13 protein-coding genes and 1 pseudogene are annotated in these 18,777 nt (G+C 52.6%); 10 read left to right on the forward strand and 4 right to left on the reverse strand.

Annotated features, from left to right (window positions below; genetic code table 11):
• The first annotated feature begins 143 nt into the window (after positions 1 to 143).
• Together W02_RS07980 and W02_RS07985 are read left to right on the forward strand one after the other, a co-directional pair.
• Positions 144 to 848 carry a DUF3313 domain-containing protein gene (locus tag W02_RS07980; RefSeq protein ID WP_173046506.1) on the forward strand — a complete coding sequence of 235 codons (705 nt, stop codon included), beginning with the start codon at positions 144 to 146 and terminating at the stop codon, positions 846 to 848.
• A gap of 264 nt (positions 849 to 1,112) precedes the next feature.
• A complete protein-coding gene (locus W02_RS07985; RefSeq protein WP_173046508.1) occupies positions 1,113 to 2,357 on the forward strand; it encodes an ABC transporter substrate-binding protein in 1,245 nt (414 codons plus the stop codon).
• 210 nt (positions 2,358 to 2,567) lie between these two features.
• Here W02_RS07985 and W02_RS07990 read toward each other — a convergent pair whose 3' ends face one another.
• Positions 2,568 to 3,113, reverse strand: a complete 546-nt coding sequence (locus W02_RS07990; protein ID WP_173046510.1) for a hypothetical protein — start codon at positions 3,111 to 3,113, stop codon at positions 2,568 to 2,570.
• Between the two features lie 290 nt (positions 3,114 to 3,403).
• Here W02_RS07990 and W02_RS22070 point away from each other — a divergent pair.
• Positions 3,404 to 3,568: pseudogene (locus W02_RS22070) on the forward strand (pirin-like C-terminal cupin domain-containing protein); the annotation flags it as partial.
• Positions 3,569 to 3,955: 387 nt separating this feature from the next.
• On the opposite strand, the gene W02_RS22075 reads toward W02_RS22070, so the two are convergent.
• The gene (locus tag W02_RS22075; RefSeq protein WP_370467978.1) at positions 3,956 to 4,294 is read right to left on the reverse strand and encodes a response regulator; all 339 of its coding nucleotides are present in this window, start codon (positions 4,292 to 4,294) and stop codon (positions 3,956 to 3,958) included.
• Here W02_RS22075 and W02_RS21530 point away from each other — a divergent pair.
• The 7 genes from W02_RS21530 to W02_RS08035 all read left to right on the forward strand — a co-directional run bounded on the left by W02_RS21530 (position 4,211) and on the right by W02_RS08035 (position 13,097).
• Positions 4,211 to 4,420 (forward strand): hypothetical protein, encoded by a 210-nt coding sequence (locus W02_RS21530; protein ID WP_232068685.1) that lies wholly within the window; start codon positions 4,211 to 4,213, stop codon positions 4,418 to 4,420. The two genes, W02_RS22075 and W02_RS21530, sit on opposite strands and share 84 nt — an antisense overlap.
• Before the next feature lie 1,209 nt (positions 4,421 to 5,629).
• Complete coding sequence (locus W02_RS08010; RefSeq protein ID WP_173046514.1) at positions 5,630 to 6,091, forward strand: response regulator; 462 nt, start codon at positions 5,630 to 5,632, stop codon at positions 6,089 to 6,091.
• A 74-nt stretch (positions 6,092 to 6,165) separates the two neighbouring features.
• Positions 6,166 to 6,633: a hypothetical protein gene (locus tag W02_RS08015; protein WP_173046516.1), complete on the forward strand. Its 468-nt coding sequence runs from the start codon at positions 6,166 to 6,168 to the stop codon at positions 6,631 to 6,633.
• Between the two features lie 2,345 nt (positions 6,634 to 8,978).
• The gene (locus tag W02_RS08020; RefSeq protein ID WP_173046518.1) at positions 8,979 to 11,525 is read left to right on the forward strand and encodes a PAS domain S-box protein; all 2,547 of its coding nucleotides are present in this window, start codon (positions 8,979 to 8,981) and stop codon (positions 11,523 to 11,525) included.
• Positions 11,526 to 11,532: 7 nt separating this feature from the next.
• A complete protein-coding gene (locus W02_RS08025; protein WP_173046520.1) occupies positions 11,533 to 12,183 on the forward strand; it encodes a response regulator transcription factor in 651 nt (216 codons plus the stop codon).
• A 120-nt stretch (positions 12,184 to 12,303) separates the two neighbouring features.
• A complete protein-coding gene (locus W02_RS08030; protein ID WP_173046522.1) occupies positions 12,304 to 12,675 on the forward strand; it encodes a response regulator in 372 nt (123 codons plus the stop codon).
• Positions 12,672 to 13,097, forward strand: coding sequence for a response regulator (locus tag W02_RS08035; RefSeq protein WP_173046524.1), 426 nt, complete (start codon positions 12,672 to 12,674; stop codon positions 13,095 to 13,097). The genes W02_RS08030 and W02_RS08035 overlap by 4 nt, the downstream gene beginning before the upstream one ends.
• A 616-nt stretch (positions 13,098 to 13,713) precedes the next feature.
• Here the strand turns inward: W02_RS08035 and W02_RS08040 are convergent.
• On the reverse strand, positions 13,714 to 16,809 hold the full coding sequence (locus W02_RS08040) for an efflux RND transporter permease subunit (protein WP_173046526.1): 3,096 nt from the start codon (positions 16,807 to 16,809) through the stop codon (positions 13,714 to 13,716).
• Between the two features lie 5 nt (positions 16,810 to 16,814).
• Positions 16,815 to 17,987 carry an efflux RND transporter periplasmic adaptor subunit gene (locus tag W02_RS08045; protein ID WP_255458576.1) on the reverse strand — a complete coding sequence of 391 codons (1,173 nt, stop codon included), beginning with the start codon at positions 17,985 to 17,987 and terminating at the stop codon, positions 16,815 to 16,817.
• Positions 17,988 to 18,777: the final 790 nt, after the last annotated feature.

Raw genomic sequence — 18,777 nt, forward strand, 5'->3', positions numbered from 1 at the left:
CCCGTTCTAACAATCACTTGTGTCCGATGACTCGCCGAATGTTTAACCGGCACGCTCTGTGCCATACGTGACAGCGACATCGCAAGCGCATCACTCAACTACAACCAGTTCCATGCGACGGTGGAACAGCAAGGAGAATCATCATGATACGCATTCAGACCACAATTTTGATCGTACTGCTGAGCTTTGCCGGAGGTTGTTCCTCGACTTACGAAGCGAAGCATGTCCAGCCATCAGGCTTTCTCAAGGCCTATCACGCCCAACTCAATGCCCGTTCGGTCGGCAGCGGGATCCGTGACTACAAGAACCCTGATGTCGATTGGTCAAGCTACCGCAAAGTCATCCTGAGGCCCGTGCACATCTGGGAAGGGTTTTCATCACAATTACCCCAGGACCAGCGCGAAGAACTCCAGAAGTTGGCTGACTCCCTGCACGATACGCTCTATCTCAAGCTCTTCCGGGACTTTGAAGTGGTGGAGCAACCAGCACCGGACACTATGCTCATCCAGGTCGCCATCACTCACGCGGAAAAATCATGGGTTGCTCCGGCGTTGTTGTCCAAAGTAAGTCTGGAACTCCAGGTGTTGAATACGATCTGGACGTATTTCAGCGGAAAGCCTGCATTCGCAGGAGAGGTCACGGTCGAGTTTACGGCGCAGGATTCACAAACGGGAGCCCTGCTCGTCGCGGGAGCTGACCGGCGTGTCGGGGGACAGAACCTCTTCGACAGGGAGGTGCTCAACTCCTGGGGCGATGCCAAGAACAGTTTACACTTTTGGTCAGACTTGTCCGCCTATCGCTTCTGTCGGCTCCAGAGTCGGGCGGGCTGTGTAGAGCCAAAGGCCTGACGAACAGTTAGAGACGCGACAACGAACGTCATTTTCAAAGTCATCACATTCGCTCTAGCAGCCGTAAGGTTCTGACGCTCGAATCCTGGCTCCAGTTCCCTGGAGCCAGGATTCGAGCCTTTACCAGCATAGTCGAAGAGACTGATCCCTGCCAAACTCGCTCCTCCCCTCCCCAGGAGACAAGTACAAGACAACGGGCGCCAAATTGGATTAGGATGCTCGCCGAAATCCGGGCTGGGCCTACTCATCAAAGGAGGCATGAGCATGCGAACCATTTCGCGCAGAAGGTTTTTGCAACTTTCGGCTCTGACTGGCAGCACCCTGCTCATGGGTGATCTGGCCAACCGCATAATTGGGTCAACCCGGAATCAACAATTGGCACATGCGGCTGAGCCCATCAAGATCGGGATTATTGATCCCCTTACCGGCCCATACAAGACCTCCTCGATTCATGATGTGCATGGTGCGAACGTCGCTGTCGATCTTTTCAACAAACGTGGCGGTGTCATAGGGCGCCCGGTTGTCATTCTGGAGGGAGATGATGCGTCGAATCCCGAGCAGGCAGTCCAAGTCGCGACAAAGTTCATCAAGGAAGATCGGGTCGATGCACTGATGGGGACATTCAACGGAGAATGCGCGCTAGCGGTCAGTGCGTTGGCACAGAAAGAAAACAAATTATTCATGGTGACCGGCGCGTCTATTCCTGAATTGTCCGGAAGCTCCTGTAACTTACAGACCTTCGTGTTCATGCCGAATGCTCCGATGATGGCGAATGCGGTCGCTCCCTACCTCGTAAAAGCCTATGGGACTCGCTGGTCTATGATTACCGCCGATAATATGGATGGTAAGGCGATGGCCCAGGCCATGAGCACAGCCTCCCAGGCTCACAACGTTGAACTCGTCGGAGAGATCATGATGCCGTTCGGCTCAACGGATTTTTCTTCTGTATTGGAAGAAGCCAAGAAAAAAGAGCCCACGGCAATCATTCTGAATATATATGGCTGGGACCTCGTGCATGCGCTCAGGGGCTATACGAAGCTGGGCCTCGCGAAGGACAAGATCGGCGTCGGAGGAATGCTCGGCGGTGAACAGATTGGCCGGCCTCTTGGATATGCCAACAATGCCGGCATCTGGGGACTCATTTGGGATCCCAAAATACAAACTGAAGGATCAAAACGATTCATTCAGGCAGTCATCGATAAGTATAACCATACGCCGACCTCCAGATGTTATTTGGGCTATGCGGCCATGACACAAATTCTTGAGGCAATGGAGCGTGCTGGGAGCACCGACACACCGGCTTTGATCAAGACGTTGGCTGGACATGAGTTTGATGGCCTCAAAACAGGAAAGTCCGTTTTTCAAGCATCAAACCACCAACATGTCCAAGACGTGCTGGTAGGCGAAGCCTATGGGAAAGAACTGGGTCTTGGTCACTACAAGATCCTCGCAACAGCAGCGGGAGAGAGCGCCCTCGGCACACATGCCGATACATCCTGCAAATTGTGATTACCGGCCGTTTGATAGCTTCCTACTGCGTTGTCATCCCCCGACAGGCCGCTCGCACTCGGAAATACCATCCGGCGGCCTTCGACATCAGACGGAAATCGTGTCCTGCCGCTGGCACCAGGGTGATGATGAGCAATTGCTGCTTCCACCGGATTTTGCATGTCTTCGTCCTCTGCATAGACCGGCAATCCCGCGATGGCGGTATGTGTATCAGGACACCTTTGCCAGAAAGGCCTGGATGTATCCTGAAGGCACAAAAAATATCGACTCTACAGCTTTACCTCTGACTTTGAGTGTAACCCCACTCGCCTTGTGATGCTCGAGGTATTCACGGCTGATCTCGGCACTGATGGTTTCTATATGAGAACAGATGGCGCCACCGCAGCCGTCGGGGTTTCTGGCTATCACCGTCGTCGATAGAGGGCTTCCGTCGTCATCATAGATCTGTGAATATAACCGCCATCCCGAGGTGCCTTGAATCAAATCCGTGTCATAGCGATCCGAAATATAGATCTGATAGGTACTGATGCCGGCACCCTTGACGGCACGTAACTGTACGGTGTCTTCCTTGGGTTCCAAGGCGCAATTGGGGCCAATGAAAGAAGTAACTTGCTTGATATCGTCGTACTTGACCGCGATGTTTCGAGAAATTTCTGCTTGATCGTACCAATTGATTGGATGGCTGCAGCTCGTTGCCACCAATAGACAACCCGTAAGCATTGACGAGTGCCACATCTGCCGGAGTATACGGCTCATTGCGGAATATCCTGACGAAGCGAACGGCTACCCTCTCTCATTGTTCGTTCAGCTGTTTGCAGGCGATGAACCTGACAACCATCGTCTGATCGAACATCGCTCGCCATCCTAGGGATCTGTCGGCCAACCATAATGAGACCTTCCATACGACTCCTCATAGCTGAAATGCAAATCTCACGACATGAATAATATGACCATACGGCACTGGATCGCCAGTGGTCTTATTCATACACCTTATGTCCATACGTCATTTGACGGTTTTCACCCTTCTGAACCGGTTAGAACTGGGAATGTACTTGGTTCCTGGCAATCCGCTGGGCGAGCCGGTCGCTCGGTACGGTCCCTTTGTGATGAATACCGAGGCAGAGATCGGGCAGATTACAGGAACTGCAGTCAGGCAAACAGATGCGCCGTCCAACTCACGAGCGCGTACTCTACAAGAGATAATTCAATGAAGGAAGGAAGAACCATGACAACACAAGTTACGATTAACGATCCGGCTAAGGCGAAGACATCTTTCGAGGCAAGGATGGCGTTTACCACCGGCCTGTGGAACTCGAACGGATGATGAAAGCACAGGGCCACATTCCGGGTGCGATCAATCTGCCCAAGGATCGTTGGCAGACCTTAAAAGACCTGTGCAAGGACAGATAAATGTCCTGTACTGCTATTCCCAAGTCCGTCATCTCGCTGCAACGGCAGCCATGGAGTCTTCGGAGAAAGGCTATCCTGTTATGGAATTGGACGGTGGCAGTGGTGGAGGGATGACGATTTTACCGTCGAAAAGTAATATGTTCTCCGAATCGAGGAGCCGGACCGCTCCTGGCCGGTCATAGGATGGTCTAGCCTCTGGCCGGTCCTCGTCCCAGAGGACTCACAGCCACAGGTGACTCAGTTTTTGAGCGAGAGAACTTGAAGACTTCTCTGTCTTCCTTGTCATCACGAGGAACTGCCGCTATTGCATTGAACACTGCCTCTCTGAGTTGATCCCCTGTTGTCGTAGGTTTATGCAACCCTGCTTGAGCGCCGTTCTTCACAGCAAGTTCGGTCAGCATTCGGTTCGGGAGTCTGGTGAGAACGATGACAGGAACAGTCGGATGACGAGCCACAGGAACCAGCTCAACGAGTACTTCAAATCCGCTCATATCAGGAAGATCCAGTTCAAGGACTACACAGTCGATTCGGTGGGCGTAGAAACATTCGAGGCCGGTCTTCCCTCTGTCGGTCATGAGCAGGAAATACTCAGGTACAAGACGGTCAGCATAGTACTCTCGATCATTGAGAGTGCCGTCAATGATCAGTACTGATTTCCTGTCATAGTTTCCGGTGGATGATAATTCAGCAGGAGCGAAAGGTGAGGAGTACGCCATGGATGACCTCCTGCGTTATATGGGAAGATGCCGTAGTCTGCTCCGGGAGGGAGCAGCTGGTCAAGAGACCGAAAAGCCAAGCTAGAAGCCGATTCGCTGGTCAGCCAGATCAGGCTTGACCGGGCCGGAATACTATCGATCTGGCTTCTCTCCTACGTGGAGCACAATCCATTCAAATGCCAACCTTTCATCAAGTTTCTCTGCGGACAATGTGACCCCTTCGATCCGTGCTACACGAAGCGCTTCGAATACTTTTGTGCATTTGGTATTAACTTGGAATTTCCATTTCTTGTCACCACGCCATTGGGGTTGGAGTCAGCCGCGTTCGATAAACGGCTTCGCATCGTCCGGTCGCGCTACCCGGCGGAATCGGTACACTCGATGGACAAGGGCTCCACGTCGGTCAAGCGTCGGCCGATTTGTCATTTCGCCGGACCAACAATGGTGTGAACGTTGAAGTCATACACGTTGTCTGGGATTCGGATGGCCAAATTGAAAAGGGGAAATAAAATATGCGCATGCCTGCATAACACCCGTGATGCAACCTTTTGTGAGACTTTTTGTTCTGTAAAGACAACTCGTCTCTGAGCAGTTGAACGGCATATCCTTCCATCCTTTCAGATCGTGCGGATTTCCATCGAGCGCGGTGAGCGGCCTCGCTCGCTTTCGCACTGTTTGTATGCTCATTTCGGGACCATATCTTTTTCTGCCCGCCTCCGATCTTCAATGGCCAAGGGCTGTGTGGATCTTCACCACAGACACATTGTTGCCTCTCGCGTTCAATGCAAGCGGGCGAGAAGGCACTCCTACTCGCCGCATCGGCACAACCGATGCAACGGTTTGCTCCAACCATTGTTGTTGGGAAGAAAGGAGAAGGTGTACGAATCCGCAGACTCGCTTGGGCGCACGAAATGAATTGTACGCGGCTATCGATTGAACATGGGCTCCATGCAGGCTGCGCGTAGGAGACCAAGACCGGGGACAAGATGGTCAAATTTCTAACGACGATCATCGTTATTCAGATGTCCGGCAGGCGGGAGAGGGTTGCGGAGGATACCGAGAAGGTCACCAATATACGACAGGGTCGCATCAATCTGGTCGAATACTCATCAGGGTAGATCAGCGCGGCCCATGGAGGGATGGGTTATGGATCAGGACGGCTACGATCTTTCAGTCCTCATTGTCGATGCGAGTCACTCGGACCGGCTGGAATACACGTCCCGACTCAATACGTCACGGTCCCGCTACCGGATCGCCGAAGCAATCGACGGGAAATCCGGGTTGGAGACACTCCGCAAGGCGCACTTCGATTGCGTCATCATGGATCTCACTTTACCTGATATGTCGGGGTTTGAATTATTGCTCAATATTCTTCCCGATCCTCAGCAACCCAAGGTCGCTGTTATCGTACTGACCGGGCTTGGGAATCGCGCTTTCCATGACGTAGCCATCATGAATGGGGCACAGGCCTGCCTCATAAAATCAGAGACGTCTGTCGAGATGTTGGATCAATTCATTCGTGAAGCCGTGGACAAGGTACCCTCCTCTTTACGGAGCATGACGTGGGAAGATGCGGCTGCAAACGACAGACCCTCGATTCCGACCTAGGAGAAATTTGCTCGACGGATTGTCAACTCCAATGGTTCGCTCGGAGCAACACATTGCAGAGAAAGGAGAACGGTATGCTGTCTTCTCCAAAACACTATTGGACAGGTCTTGTCATCATGCTCACCCTCGTTAATGTGGGATGCAGCGGCACTAAGGCATCCACCAAACCGGGTATGGTTCACACGGTCAATGTGGGGCAGCAAATAGATCCTCTCCAAATGAATGCCGCGAAAGGCGACGAAATTCGATGGGTCAACAACACAACTCAACCGATCTCTGTGATTTTTCCCAAAGCCGAACTGCTACGCACGTCCTGTAGAACCGGCTTCGCAGGCAGCGATCAAACCGTGCTCTCTGCGGTACTTCCCCCGGATTCGAGTGCCAGTCTCTGCTTTTCACAGCCGGGCAAGTATGATTATCAGGTTCGGCTGAATGAAAATTCGCCTGGCGCGCGCATGGATCGCACTGCCAGCGTCTGGGTAGGAGGTAGCGGCCATCGCAACCCCGGCCCCGTTGAACAATTTGAGAACATTGCTCCTTAGTAAATGTCATACAGTATCGGCAATGAACCGACCGCGGACTCATTGCCGATGCTGTCGATTGATTTAGCCTGTGGCCCACGGCGTAGTTGCGAGTCAATTCTAAGGCGTCGGAAATTGGAGGTCTGCGATTCTATTGGGATTACAAGGCCATGAAATCCCCGGAAGTGTTTGTGGTGTCATTCCCGCCGTCCGATTTTCTAGAGTTGGGATTCAATCTTACTGAGGTGAGGTTTTTTCCACCAATACAGCAAAGAAGGAGAATGCCTAGCTGCTTGCCGCAAGACGGATCAGCTCGAAGGTACCTGCTGTATTCGAAACAAAGGGAAGCCTCATTGCTGCCAACCATCGGAAGATACGGGGGATTGTTGTGGTTAAGGTTAGGAATGTGTGGCAAACTTCATAAACCATTTCGAGATTTCCAGGTTGCATACGTTATTTGGAGGAACTGGATAGTATTTTCGATAAATACCTGATCCATTACGTCTATATTTCCTTTGGGATTGTCTTCCATCCACTTCCTCAGTTCTAAGGCATCTTTTCGCAAATCAGTAAGAACGTTATTCAAGTTATGCATGCTGCCCGTTCTCCTGTCGTAAGAGGATAACTCCCAGGGCAAGGCTCTCTAGAACGCTATGGTGAAAGAATGGGAGTTACAGAGAAGCGAGGCTAACGGGCGGATGGAACATCGTGTATGTCGGAACAAAGTGGTACATGACAGTGATCTCTATGGAACCGAAGAGGGATTTCAGCCAAGGCAACAGAGAGACGGCAGCTGCGATAATTGTATAGCCCAGCATGACTGAAGCCTGGAAGTCATCTTCCGAATCGGCAAAATTGAATAAGGTGCCAGGCACACCGAGTAGCTGAAAGCAGATTGCGAGACATAGAACGAAAATGCCACACCACGAAAGAGACGTAATGTGTCTTTTTTCTCTTGGCACCATTGCTCAAACAGTAATACTCGAAACAACGGATAAGTCAAGGAGAGTTTGCAGGAGCTGCTTCACTGCTTCATCGTTCACCAATATTCGTCCCGTCTCTCCGCTTCACGTGCTCAGCATTGCAGTCTTGTGCCTGGAGAGCTCTGTATAACATCTCCCCAAGCTGCTGATCCGAGCGACCCCCGCCAGAATTGGCAGAGCTTCATGCCGAATGGCTTGGTGTGATGATTTCGAAATCGATCGGTCAAGTAGCTATTCGAGTCCGACATGAACAGTTTGTACGGCAAGAGCGCGTGGGTATCAACGGTTGTGGGCATGCGGGCATCTCAACAATGCAGATTGGATGCACACTCTGACTAGCTCGGTGACCCCACAATCTCATCAGGACCGTTTCGGAAGAAGGAGTCTGGAGAGAGTCTTGCTGAGGCCCCAGGAGAGGGTGGGATATGTGAGCGACGGATGTGAAGCGGTAGGCGGCGGGGACCCTAATAGGCCGGGGTAGTTACCGCTTGATGCCAAGGGGGGATTCCTGCCGTGACATGGGGAAATTTGTTGAACGATTCGATAGAAACCGATATCAACGAGCCGTCTACGACACATGCGGACCGCTACGGCTCTAGGCATCCATGAGCAGACCAACACACGGCTACCCCAAGACGATCATCGTTCTGACGTTCACTCTCACCGTAAGATTCAGCCTACATGGTGATGGCGCTTTTCCGACTCAGCTTCGACGGCCATAGTCCATGTAATCAGCCCGATGAGTCCACCCATGACAAACACGCCAAGTAATCCAATCATGTGGTACCTCCTTGTTTCTCCATTCACCTCTGATCCATGCAATCTAAAGTCCTATTTGACCGCTTCCTTAAGCATTGAATTCTTCAGAGGTATCCGTTGCTCTTATCGCAGGAGGGTGGTGGACGAAGGAGACATACTGGGCTTCGAGGACAGTCTGTCTGTAGGGTACCGAATGATACGCACCGATGAAGCAAGGTATAGCCTGGGTGAGATCAAGGTTGGTCGGTGGGGTCTATCCGTATCGTCCAAAGATAAGCCAATGACGATGTTTCAAAGATGCTTCGATTTGATCATTTGGTGGCCACGTACCCATTCGTGAGAGGGATACTAGTATCGATTACGACGACCTCCGGTTGGTTGGCAGAGGTCAACCGCTCCTGATGACCTTCTCCCCCGTCCTAGAGTTTCTCCGGCACTTCTATGTCGCGATATCCTAAAGGAGGCTTCGCACACAATGCCGGAGCTTGGCGCTGCCATCGACTAAAAGGACACGTATAGATTTCAGCCCGTCTTTACTATTTGGAGTAATCCTAGACTTGACACTTACCCCTACCCACTCTACCCTCTGACCGCACTGAAAACTTTTCTCCCCGACATGTAGCCATGAACATGTCTCTCTACCTGATCGCCTGGATTGCCATCCTTCTAGCGTTCTATACGTGTCTGCTTTTAGGCGAGCTACTTTTCGGTCAGATAATACGGGAGTATGCGGTGGTCGCGGTCCTAACGATGTCTGCGGTCGCCTTGATACTGATCCTCGTACTAAACAAGGTGCGTATCCCGACGCGAATCCGGGCCATCCAGGCCCGTCCCCGTGCGAACCAACAATCGTCAGAAGACGCGCTATCAGGAGATCATGAGCGCTTGAGCAGCGCATTTCAGCATGCGACGATCGGAATGGCCTTAGTTGGAGTGGATGGACAATGGCTCAAAGTCAATGCTGCCTTGCGCAAGATAGTCGGATATACAGAAGCTGAATTACTCTCCACCACCTTTCAAGCGATCACACACCCCGATGATCTTGATGCCGATCTCGCGTTTGTTCGTCAAATGCTAAACGGTGAAATTTGCTCGTACCAGTTGGAGAAGCGGTACTTTCACAAACAGGGTCATCTCGTGTGGATCCTGCTCAGTGTGTCGCTGGTCCATGACTCGAAAGGGCGGGCTCGATACTTCATCTCACAAATTCAAGATATTACGGCGCGCAAACATAGTGAAATCGCGCTCCGAGAAAGCGAGCGACATTATCAAGCCTTCATGGATAATAGCCCATCCTTGGCCTTTATGAAGGATTCCCAGGGCCGCTATCTGTATGTGAACAAGCGGATGGAAGAACATTTCCAGAAGCCGGCGGAACTATGGATTGGAAAGACAGATCATGATTTGTGGTCGGCGGAAGTTGCAGAGCAATTTTGCAGGCATGATCGAGAGTGCCTGACTGCCCTAACGGTGATCGATCGTATCGAGACAACGCCGGACGTCCATCTTGGAGTACGAGAATGGGCGGTATGCAAGTTTCCCATTCAAGACGCATCCGGGCAGATTTATCTCGGCGGCGTCGCTGTAGACATCACTGAAAGAAAGCAAGCAGCGAAAGCACTCTTCGACAGCGAATCGCGTTTACAAGCGATTATGGCTAACACACCGAACATGGTGTTTCTCAAAGACATTGGCGGACGCTATCTCCTGATCAACCGTCAGTTTGAGAAAACGTTCCATGTGACCGCAGCCGAGGTGGCAGGCAAGACCGATGAGGAAATCTTTTCTGCCGACCAGGCTGCCGCGTTTCAAGCAAACGACCGACAGGTGCTTGAGATGGGGAAGGCCATGCCGTTCGAAGAGGTGGCGCTTCACGACGATGGCCCCCATACAAGCGTGGTGTACAAGTTTCCATTGCATGCCATGGATGGAGCACTCTATGGCATCGGTGGGATTACTGCGGACATTACCGAGCGGAAACGCGTCGAGAATGAACTACTGGCTGTTAAGGAGGATCTCGCCAACGAACTGATGGCAATGAGTCGCCTGCATGAGTTTAGTACACGGTTGGTAACCACTACTGCGCTTCAGCCCCTGCTCCAGGAGGTCCTCACTGCAACCATGTCATTACAAGACGCTCATTTCGGGAATGTCCAGCTCTACAACCCTCAAAGCCGTGCTTTAGAAATCGTGGCACAACACGGGTTCCAACAGGACTTCCTTCAACACTTTGCCAGCGTTCACGAAGACTGCTCGGCATGCGGGAGGGCTTTGCATCGGATGCAACGGGTTATTATCGAAGATGTCCTTACCGACCCGGACTTCGAACCTCACCGGCCGATCGCTCTGTCAGCGGGATTTCGTGCTGTTCAGAGTACTCCGCTCTTTAGCCGAAATGGCGAACTCCTGGGAGTCATTTCCACACATTTTCGCCATGTGCATCGCCCCTCGGATCGAGAACTCAGAATCACCGATCTGTACGCCAGGCAGGCAGCCGAAATGATTGAACGTAAAAGGGCTGAGGAAACCCTGCGAAGCAGTGAGGGCCGACTACGTCATGCACTCGAGGCGCGAGAACAGTTGTCCCAAGACCTCCATGACCATGTGATTCAGTCGATTTATGCAATTGGAATGACATTGGAGACTTGCCGCTATCTTATCGATCAAGATCCGGCCGGCGCGTCACAACGAGCTCAGAGGGCGATTGACGGTCTCAATGATGTGATCCGGCAGTTGCGTAACTATATTGAATGGGGGCGCCTGACGACCATTCCCGCTAAGCGGTTCCACGAAGCTTTCGATGAAGTGATCCTAGCGATGAAGCCGGAACAGCCTCTGAATATACGGCAAACCATCGATTTATCAATTTCGGCGCTCCTGACCGAGGACGAAACCATGCATGTCCTGCATATTCTGCGCGAGGCCTTAAGCAATACGGTGCGTCATGCGAAAGCGAAGACGGTGGATGTCGTATTGCAGCAAGAAGTCGGCGGCCTTCGTTTTGAAGTGAAGGATGACGGGGTCGGTTTTGATCCCGCATCTGTCCAGAGCCACGGATGGGGATTGCGCAATATTGCATCACGAGCCGGCAAATTGCACGCGGAGCTCAAAATCATTGCAGCGCAGGGGGTGGGAACACAGCTCATCCTTCATATTCCAACGATACGGTAATGACATCGTGACATTGCCTCGCATCCGATTGTTCCTCGTCGATGACCATGAAGTGGTGCGGTTAGGGTTGCGTGAGCTGTTCAATCGCAGCGAGCACATCATCGTCATCGGTGACTGTGCAACAGCCTCTCAAGCGATTACAGATGCCGTCACCCTCAAGCCGGACGTCGTGCTGATGGATCTTCGTCTGCAGGAAGGCAGTGGTGTTGAAGCCTGCCGAGAAATCCGGGATGCCTGCAGGAACACACGAGTCCTGTTTTTCACCTCTTTCGGCGACGAAGAGGCGGTGCTATCGACGACTTTAGCCGGCGCAAGCGGTTATCTCATGAAACATATTGACGGGAGCGTCCTCATTGATGCGGTCGAACGCGTTGCAAGGGGGCATTCGATTATCGATCCGAGGATCTCAGAGACGATACTCACGCGAATAAAATCGCTTGGATCGGAGCGGACTGAGGATGCCATCGAGTCACTCTCTCCGCAAGAACTCCGCATCCTTCCCTTACTTGCCGAAGGAAGAACCAATAAAGAGATTGCCATTGCGCTCGGTCTAAGCGACACGACGGTGAAAAGTTATCTCCACAGGATGTTTCAAAAACTTCACGTTTCCCGGAGATCGCAAGCCGCGGTCTTATTTTCTAAGACCACTAGAATGTAGTGACAAGGGCCCTCGGCCTACCTCCAAAAAACATCCGGCATACCTCCGATCGGAGGTACCGGATTTCTTCCGTTTCGCTACACTTAAGACATGTCTGAATGCGCAGGGGGTCGAGTCCCCATGACCTGCATCCTCGTCATAGACGACGATATACAAACAAGGACATGGATGAGACGTGTGTTGGAAGCAGCAGGGTATGCCGTCACAGAAGCCAGCAATGGCCACATGGCTCTTCAGCGCCTTGAGACTGCGCCGAGTGATTTGCTGATCCTCGATATTTTCATGCCAGAAAAGGATGGATTGGAACTGCTCCGTCGGCTGCGCAGTCAGCATTCGACCGCGAGGGTCATCGCGATTTCAGGAGGCGGGGACCTCGAAGATACGAGTTATCTTGCCGTGGCGGCACGGCTGGGAGCACACCAGATACTTGAAAAGCCATTTGATAGTGCGACGCTGCTTCGCAGCGTAACGCAACAGTTAACGAATAGATGAGCAGCCAGGTACGTGTGACGACATATTCAGAAAGCATTCGCGTGCTAATCATTGATCCGTATGAGAGCGATCGGCTGTATTGGCATCGGCAACTCACGCAGTTTTCAGGTAGCTATCGAGTGATGGAGGCTGAGAGCGGCGGAATCGGCCTTCAGCGTCTTAAAGACCATGAGTTCGATTGCATCCTTCTTGAACTTGATCTGCCGGACATGACGGCTCTGGAGGTTTTGACCCATATCAGCGCTCACCTCGAAGGGCATCTTGGAGTGGTGGTTTTTACTCGGCACATGTTTTTGTCCTTGGCTGACCTTGCCTTGCGAACTGGTGCGCAGTTGAGCTTGTTCAAGTTAGTCACATCTATAGAAGACGTGGATCGGGCCATTCGAATGGCGATGAGGCCACGCGTTGAAGAGTCGATCTAAGACAATTGATTTATCAGTTGTAATTCTAATCACGGATAGTGTGATCGTTTGCAATCCGCAGAATATTTGACCATGGCATTCACTGTTGAACATTGTGGAGGGGTACATTAGAGCACTCAATATCATGGCTAAGAATAACAATGGAGATTTCAAGGCGCTCGGTGGATTTTATCAGTAATGTGACCGCCCGCGTCGCACGGGCAAACCCTCTTGCACGATCGTTTAATTTCGCGCGACGCGATTCTTCTATGGAAGAGAATCCGGTCATCGTGACCCAAGCAACGGATGTCTGGTACCGGCGAGACAATGGACTAATTCATTCGTCAGCGCGAAGACAACATGTGCGTCCGAATCCGCTCGCGAAAGGGTCGTCGCCCTTTGATCGACGGTGCACGCCTTACCATCTTCACGAACGAACTGCCTGCACGAATAATCTCGACGCTATTTGATAAGAAAGCTGCCCACAGTTGGAACGAGGCCGCTGCCAGTAGGCCAGCAAGCGAGATCTTAAGGGCCGCAATGCCTCGTTGCATGGTCAGCAAAACTGGGTCCACTGTGCCGTGGGTGTGAGTGTGTGCCCGTGAACAAATTATTTTGCATGATGATGCTCCAAACCTCATACATCTGGAGACGAAAAGGAGTCGGCAGAAAGTTGAGGGCGACAGAATCTACGATAGAGTGCGGGAATGACCAATAAGGTTAATGCCGTGGAAGTAGCCACCCCCCCAATGACGACCGTTGCCAACGGGCGTTGCACTTCGGCCCCCATGCTAGTTGCGAAGGCCATCGGAAGAAAGCCAAAGCCGGCCACTAACGCCGTCATCAGAACAGGGCGTACCCTGTCCATGGCCCCTTGATTGATTGCCGTTTCGGTTGAAGTGCCTTGGGCCTCAAGGTTTCGAATGTGACTGACGAGCACAACCCCATTGAGGACAGCGATGCCAAATAATGCGATGAACCCGATTGCAGCTGAAATGCTCAGTGGAAGCCCTCTGATCCAAAGCGCGAGCACTCCGCCGGATAAGGCAAGCGGGACGTTGAAGAAGATAAGCCATGCAGGACGAATGCTGCCAAATACGACCGAGAGCATGCTCAGGATCAGCAGAAGAGTCAGCGGGATAACAATCAGCAGTCTGGATGACGCCTCCTGTAAATGCTGATATTGCCCTCCCCATCTCACGTAATAGTTAACCGGCAGCGAGATTGACCGAGACACCTCCCGCTGGGCTTCCATCACAAAGCTCCCAAGGTCTCGTCCTCGGACATTGCATTCAACGAGGATCCGTCGCTGAACATCTTGGCGGCTTATTTGCGCCGGACCGGTATCTGCTTGGATTTCTGCCACGCGTGATAATGGGACAAGCTCTCCGTGCATAGTCGGAATCAGCAGCCCACCCAGCCGTTTTGGATCAGCGGAAATATGCTCACTCAAGCGGACGACGAGATCGAATCGCCGAACTCCCTGGATAACAGTCCCGACGACATGGCCCGTGCGAGACGTTTCAACGACGGTCAGCACGTCCTCAGCGGTGAGCCCATAGCGCGCGATTTGATCGCGATCAACGATTACGCGTAAAAGGGGAAGACCGGAAATTTGTTCGACTCGCACATCGGCGGCCCCACGAATGCGCTCGATGACTTGTGCAATGGCATCGGCTCTCTGACGCAAGATGTCCAGATCGTCGCCGAACAGCTTAATAGCGAGATCGGATCGAGATCCGGCAATCAGCTCGTTAAAGCGCATTTCGATTGGCTGGGTGAACCCCAGACCGACGCCCGGAACTGTTTCTCTGATCGCCGCCTGCATCTTGGCGATGAGTTCATCACGTGTCTGAGCTGATTGCCAGTACCGCATGGGCTGGAGAATGGCAAATACATCGGACAGCTCGATGCCCATGACGTCGGTGGCGACTTCAGGACTGCCTGTCCTGGTGACCACGTTCACCACCTCTGGAAATGTCCTGAGCACCCTCTCAATTGCGATCGAGGTGGCAACCGATTCACTCAGCGAGACGCTCGGCAGTCTCCAAACATTGATGGCAAAGTCCCCCTCGTCTAGTCTGGGTACGAATTCAACGCCGAGCGTGGAGGCTATGCCAACACTGACCAGAAAGACGAAGGCGCTTCCGGCGACAAGTTTAGCCGGATGCTTCATCGCCCGGGTGAGGAGTGGTGTGTAGACGCGTCGCACGAGACGGGTCATATATGTCTCTCCGTCTCTGTGAGTTGGTCGTACGCTCCACAAGGCGAGGACAGGTGTCACAGCAACGGCGACGATGACAGAGCCCGCTAAGGCGAAAATGACGGTCAATGCCATCGGTCTGAACAGTTTTCCTTCAATCCCGGTCAATGCCAGGATTGGTAGATAGACGGCAATAATAATGCCGACCGCGAAGACCATGGGTCGTAGGACTTCCCGTCCCGCCGCCTCAATTTCCATTTTGCGACCGTAGGCTGACTCGGGTTTCGCTAGGGTCATCCGGCGTAAGATATTGTCGATCATCACGACCGACCCATCGACGAGAAGACCAAAATCAATCGCACCGAGACTCATCAGATTTCCTGAAAATCCCGTGGCCACCATACCGGTAAAAGCGAAGAGCATGGAAAGAGGTATGGCGGACGCGACAATCAAACCAGCGGCGAGATTTCCCAAGAACAAGAAGAGCACCGCAACGACGAGCAGTCCCCCTTCGAGCAGATTGTTTCGGACCGTGCGAATGACCTGATCGACAAACCGTGTACGGTCATAATACGGAGTAATTGACACGCCGGCCGGCAGAGTCGCCTGAATTTCCTGGACCCGAATTTTTACACGCTCCACAATTTGTTGAGCATTTTCTCCCGCGAGCATTTGGACCATACCGATGACGGTTTCGCCATCACCAAGTGCCGTCGCTGCCCCGATTCGTAATGCAGGCCCTTCTTTGACCTGTGCCACATCGCGAATCAAGATGGGGACACCGTTGGCTCCATGTGCAACGATAATGCGCCCCAGATCGGTAGCAGTTTGAGCCAACGCTTCTCCGCGTATGAGGACTTGTTCGCGTTCATGCTCGATGTACCCGCCTCCAACAAGCGCGTTGTTGCGTTCTAGCGCGTTGAACACCTGTGGCAAGCTGACTTTGTAGGAAAGAAGTTTGGCCGGTTCAACGATGACGTGATACTGTTGCTCTTCGCCTCCCCAAATGTTGACTTCGACGACGCCGGGAATGGTCCGGAGGCGCATGCCGATGTCCCACTCCAGCATCGTGCGAAGAACCATGGGACTATAGCCGGCCCCCTTTAGGGTAAATTGGTAGACCTCGCCAAGCCCCGTGGTGAGCGGGCCGATGAGGGGCTTGCCATATTCAGGAGGCACTCGCGCGCGTGTGAGGCGTTCAGTCACAAGTTGCCGTGCACGATAGATATCCGCATGGTCTTCAAAGATTGCGGTGACGGCGGATAGGCCATAGCGCGAGACGGAACGGAGTTCGTGGAGGCCCGGCAAGCCCGCGAGTGAGGCTTCGATTGGAAATGTCACCAACTGTTCTATTTCGACAGGCCCCAGAGCAGGGGATCGGGTAAGCACCTGTACCTGAACAGGGGTTAAGTCTGGCATCGCATCAATGGTCAGATGCGCAAACGACCATAGCCCTGTCGTAATGACTAGGAGCATGCAGACAAGGGTAAAAAACCGGTAGCGGAGCGAAAGGAGAAATAAGGAGTCCATTGTCCTTACTCCCCCGATCCAATGTGCTCTTTGAGCAGAACACTTTTGAGATCAAACACCCCTTGTGTCACGACTTGATCCCCGGCCGTGAGACCCTTACTAATTTCTATCCAACCGTCACCTTCACGGCCCGTGTCTACCACTACGAAATGATAGTTTGCCCCTTCCTGTACAAAGACCCCTCGACTCTTATCGATGGACGCCAGCGCAGAAACAGGAACGGCCAGGGTTGGGGAGCCTTTGACTGCTAGCTTGACCTCGACGAACTCATGCGGCTTCAGGCGCTCATTCAAATTGGACACTTCAAACCGTACCTTCACGGTGCGAGTTTGTTCATCGGCCACGGGAGACAAATACGTGAGGGGTGCAACAACGGATTCTCCACCCTTGGGTATGATCGTGGCCTGATCTCCTTCTTTGAATTGGCGTGCCTGCTCGATGGGCAGATTGGCGAACACCCATACTCGGTCGGTGTTCACAATCTCAAACAATTCGTTTCCTGGGGCGACCCCCTGTCCCCGTACGACATTTTGTTCAATGACCGTCCCCTGAATCGGCGACTTGATAATGTATTTGTGTCCCTCTTGGTGACTGCCATGCTCGAGCTCCCTCAATTCCTGGGATGACATTCCCATATTTATGAGTTTTTCACGCACGTGCTGATGCCGTGCGGTCGACTCCAGGAAGACGCCGCGATGTTCGACGAGCTGGCGCTCAGAGACGATTCTCTCTTTCCAGAGGTTCTCTGTCCGTCTGTACGTGCTGGCTGCGACATCGGCCTGGGCTTTTGTCACCAAATATTCTTGGACAAGCTCGTCCAGTCTCAGACTTTCTATCTCCAAGAGCGGTTGGCCAGCTCGAACCCGATCCCCTAATTGCACATGAATAATTTGGACTTGGCCTTCAATGCGTGAAGAAATTTTCGCGACATGTTTGAGATCAAGTGCGATTTCACCCGGAGCCGTCATGGATTGTGCAACTTTCTGCAAGGAGGCCGGTTCCGTCTTAATGCGGTCAAGCACGGCCCCGGGCGCTTGAATCTGTCGAAAAATCCCTACTCGATCCGTCGGACGAGAACTGTCATGAGAGGGAGTTGCCGTGGACTCCGCTCCACGCTCATTACAGGAGCTTACGGACAGAGAAAGGGCGAAAGCCAACGTAATAGTGCTTCTTCTCATTAGTGCCTCATGCCGTCATGACGACGATGCAACGCCTTAGCGCATCATTGAACCGAAATCCTCGACGGTCACCCATTCATGAATTAAAGCTGCAGCAATATGCTGTGCCGCAGGGGCCGGACATACCTGGCCTCATGTGAGCAATTCGCGGGTTACGAATTCAAATTACAGAGCACCAGGCGGAGCACGAAGAGGTAAGGCTTTGGAGAGATAGATCGATGTAGGGTGTTTGACGGGTGGAGACGAAGTTGCAGCAACGATCCGTTGCCGCAAAAGGGAAGAGGCGTCTACGGTTTCTGCCACAACGGTGGACGCAAAGACCGTTGGCCACTCTATCGAAGCAGTGAGAAGCGAAAAGCTAATTTCTTGCTGGCCAAAGAGGTGAGGAGCATGACCGTACGGATACCGGTCTGAGGAGGGATCGTCGATATCACTCGATGCATGCTCATGAGCAATGGGTTCATCGTCATGGTCGCTGGAAAACACACTATGAACAACCGCACCATGATCGTGGATAGTATCTCCCCCGTGGTGGTGCAACCCGGGATGGGCGTGCACCAAAGGGACAACCAATAGCCAGAGTATTGACCAGGCGAGAAGAATCAACCGAGATTTTGATATACGAACAATCATAGCATTCGTTTGGCTGATGAAAAGCTAGCATAGACGCCATGAGAGATCAATCAAGACGCCGGCACTGCATTGCCGCGTCAAAAAGGAGACCGCCTCCGGACAAGCCAGAGGCTTCCTCCCGAAGGCCGGCTATTGCGGCGTACTGCGCGCGGCATCC

This window comes from Nitrospira sp. KM1 (assembly GCF_011405515.1).
GTDB lineage: Bacteria > Nitrospirota > Nitrospiria > Nitrospirales > Nitrospiraceae > Nitrospira_C.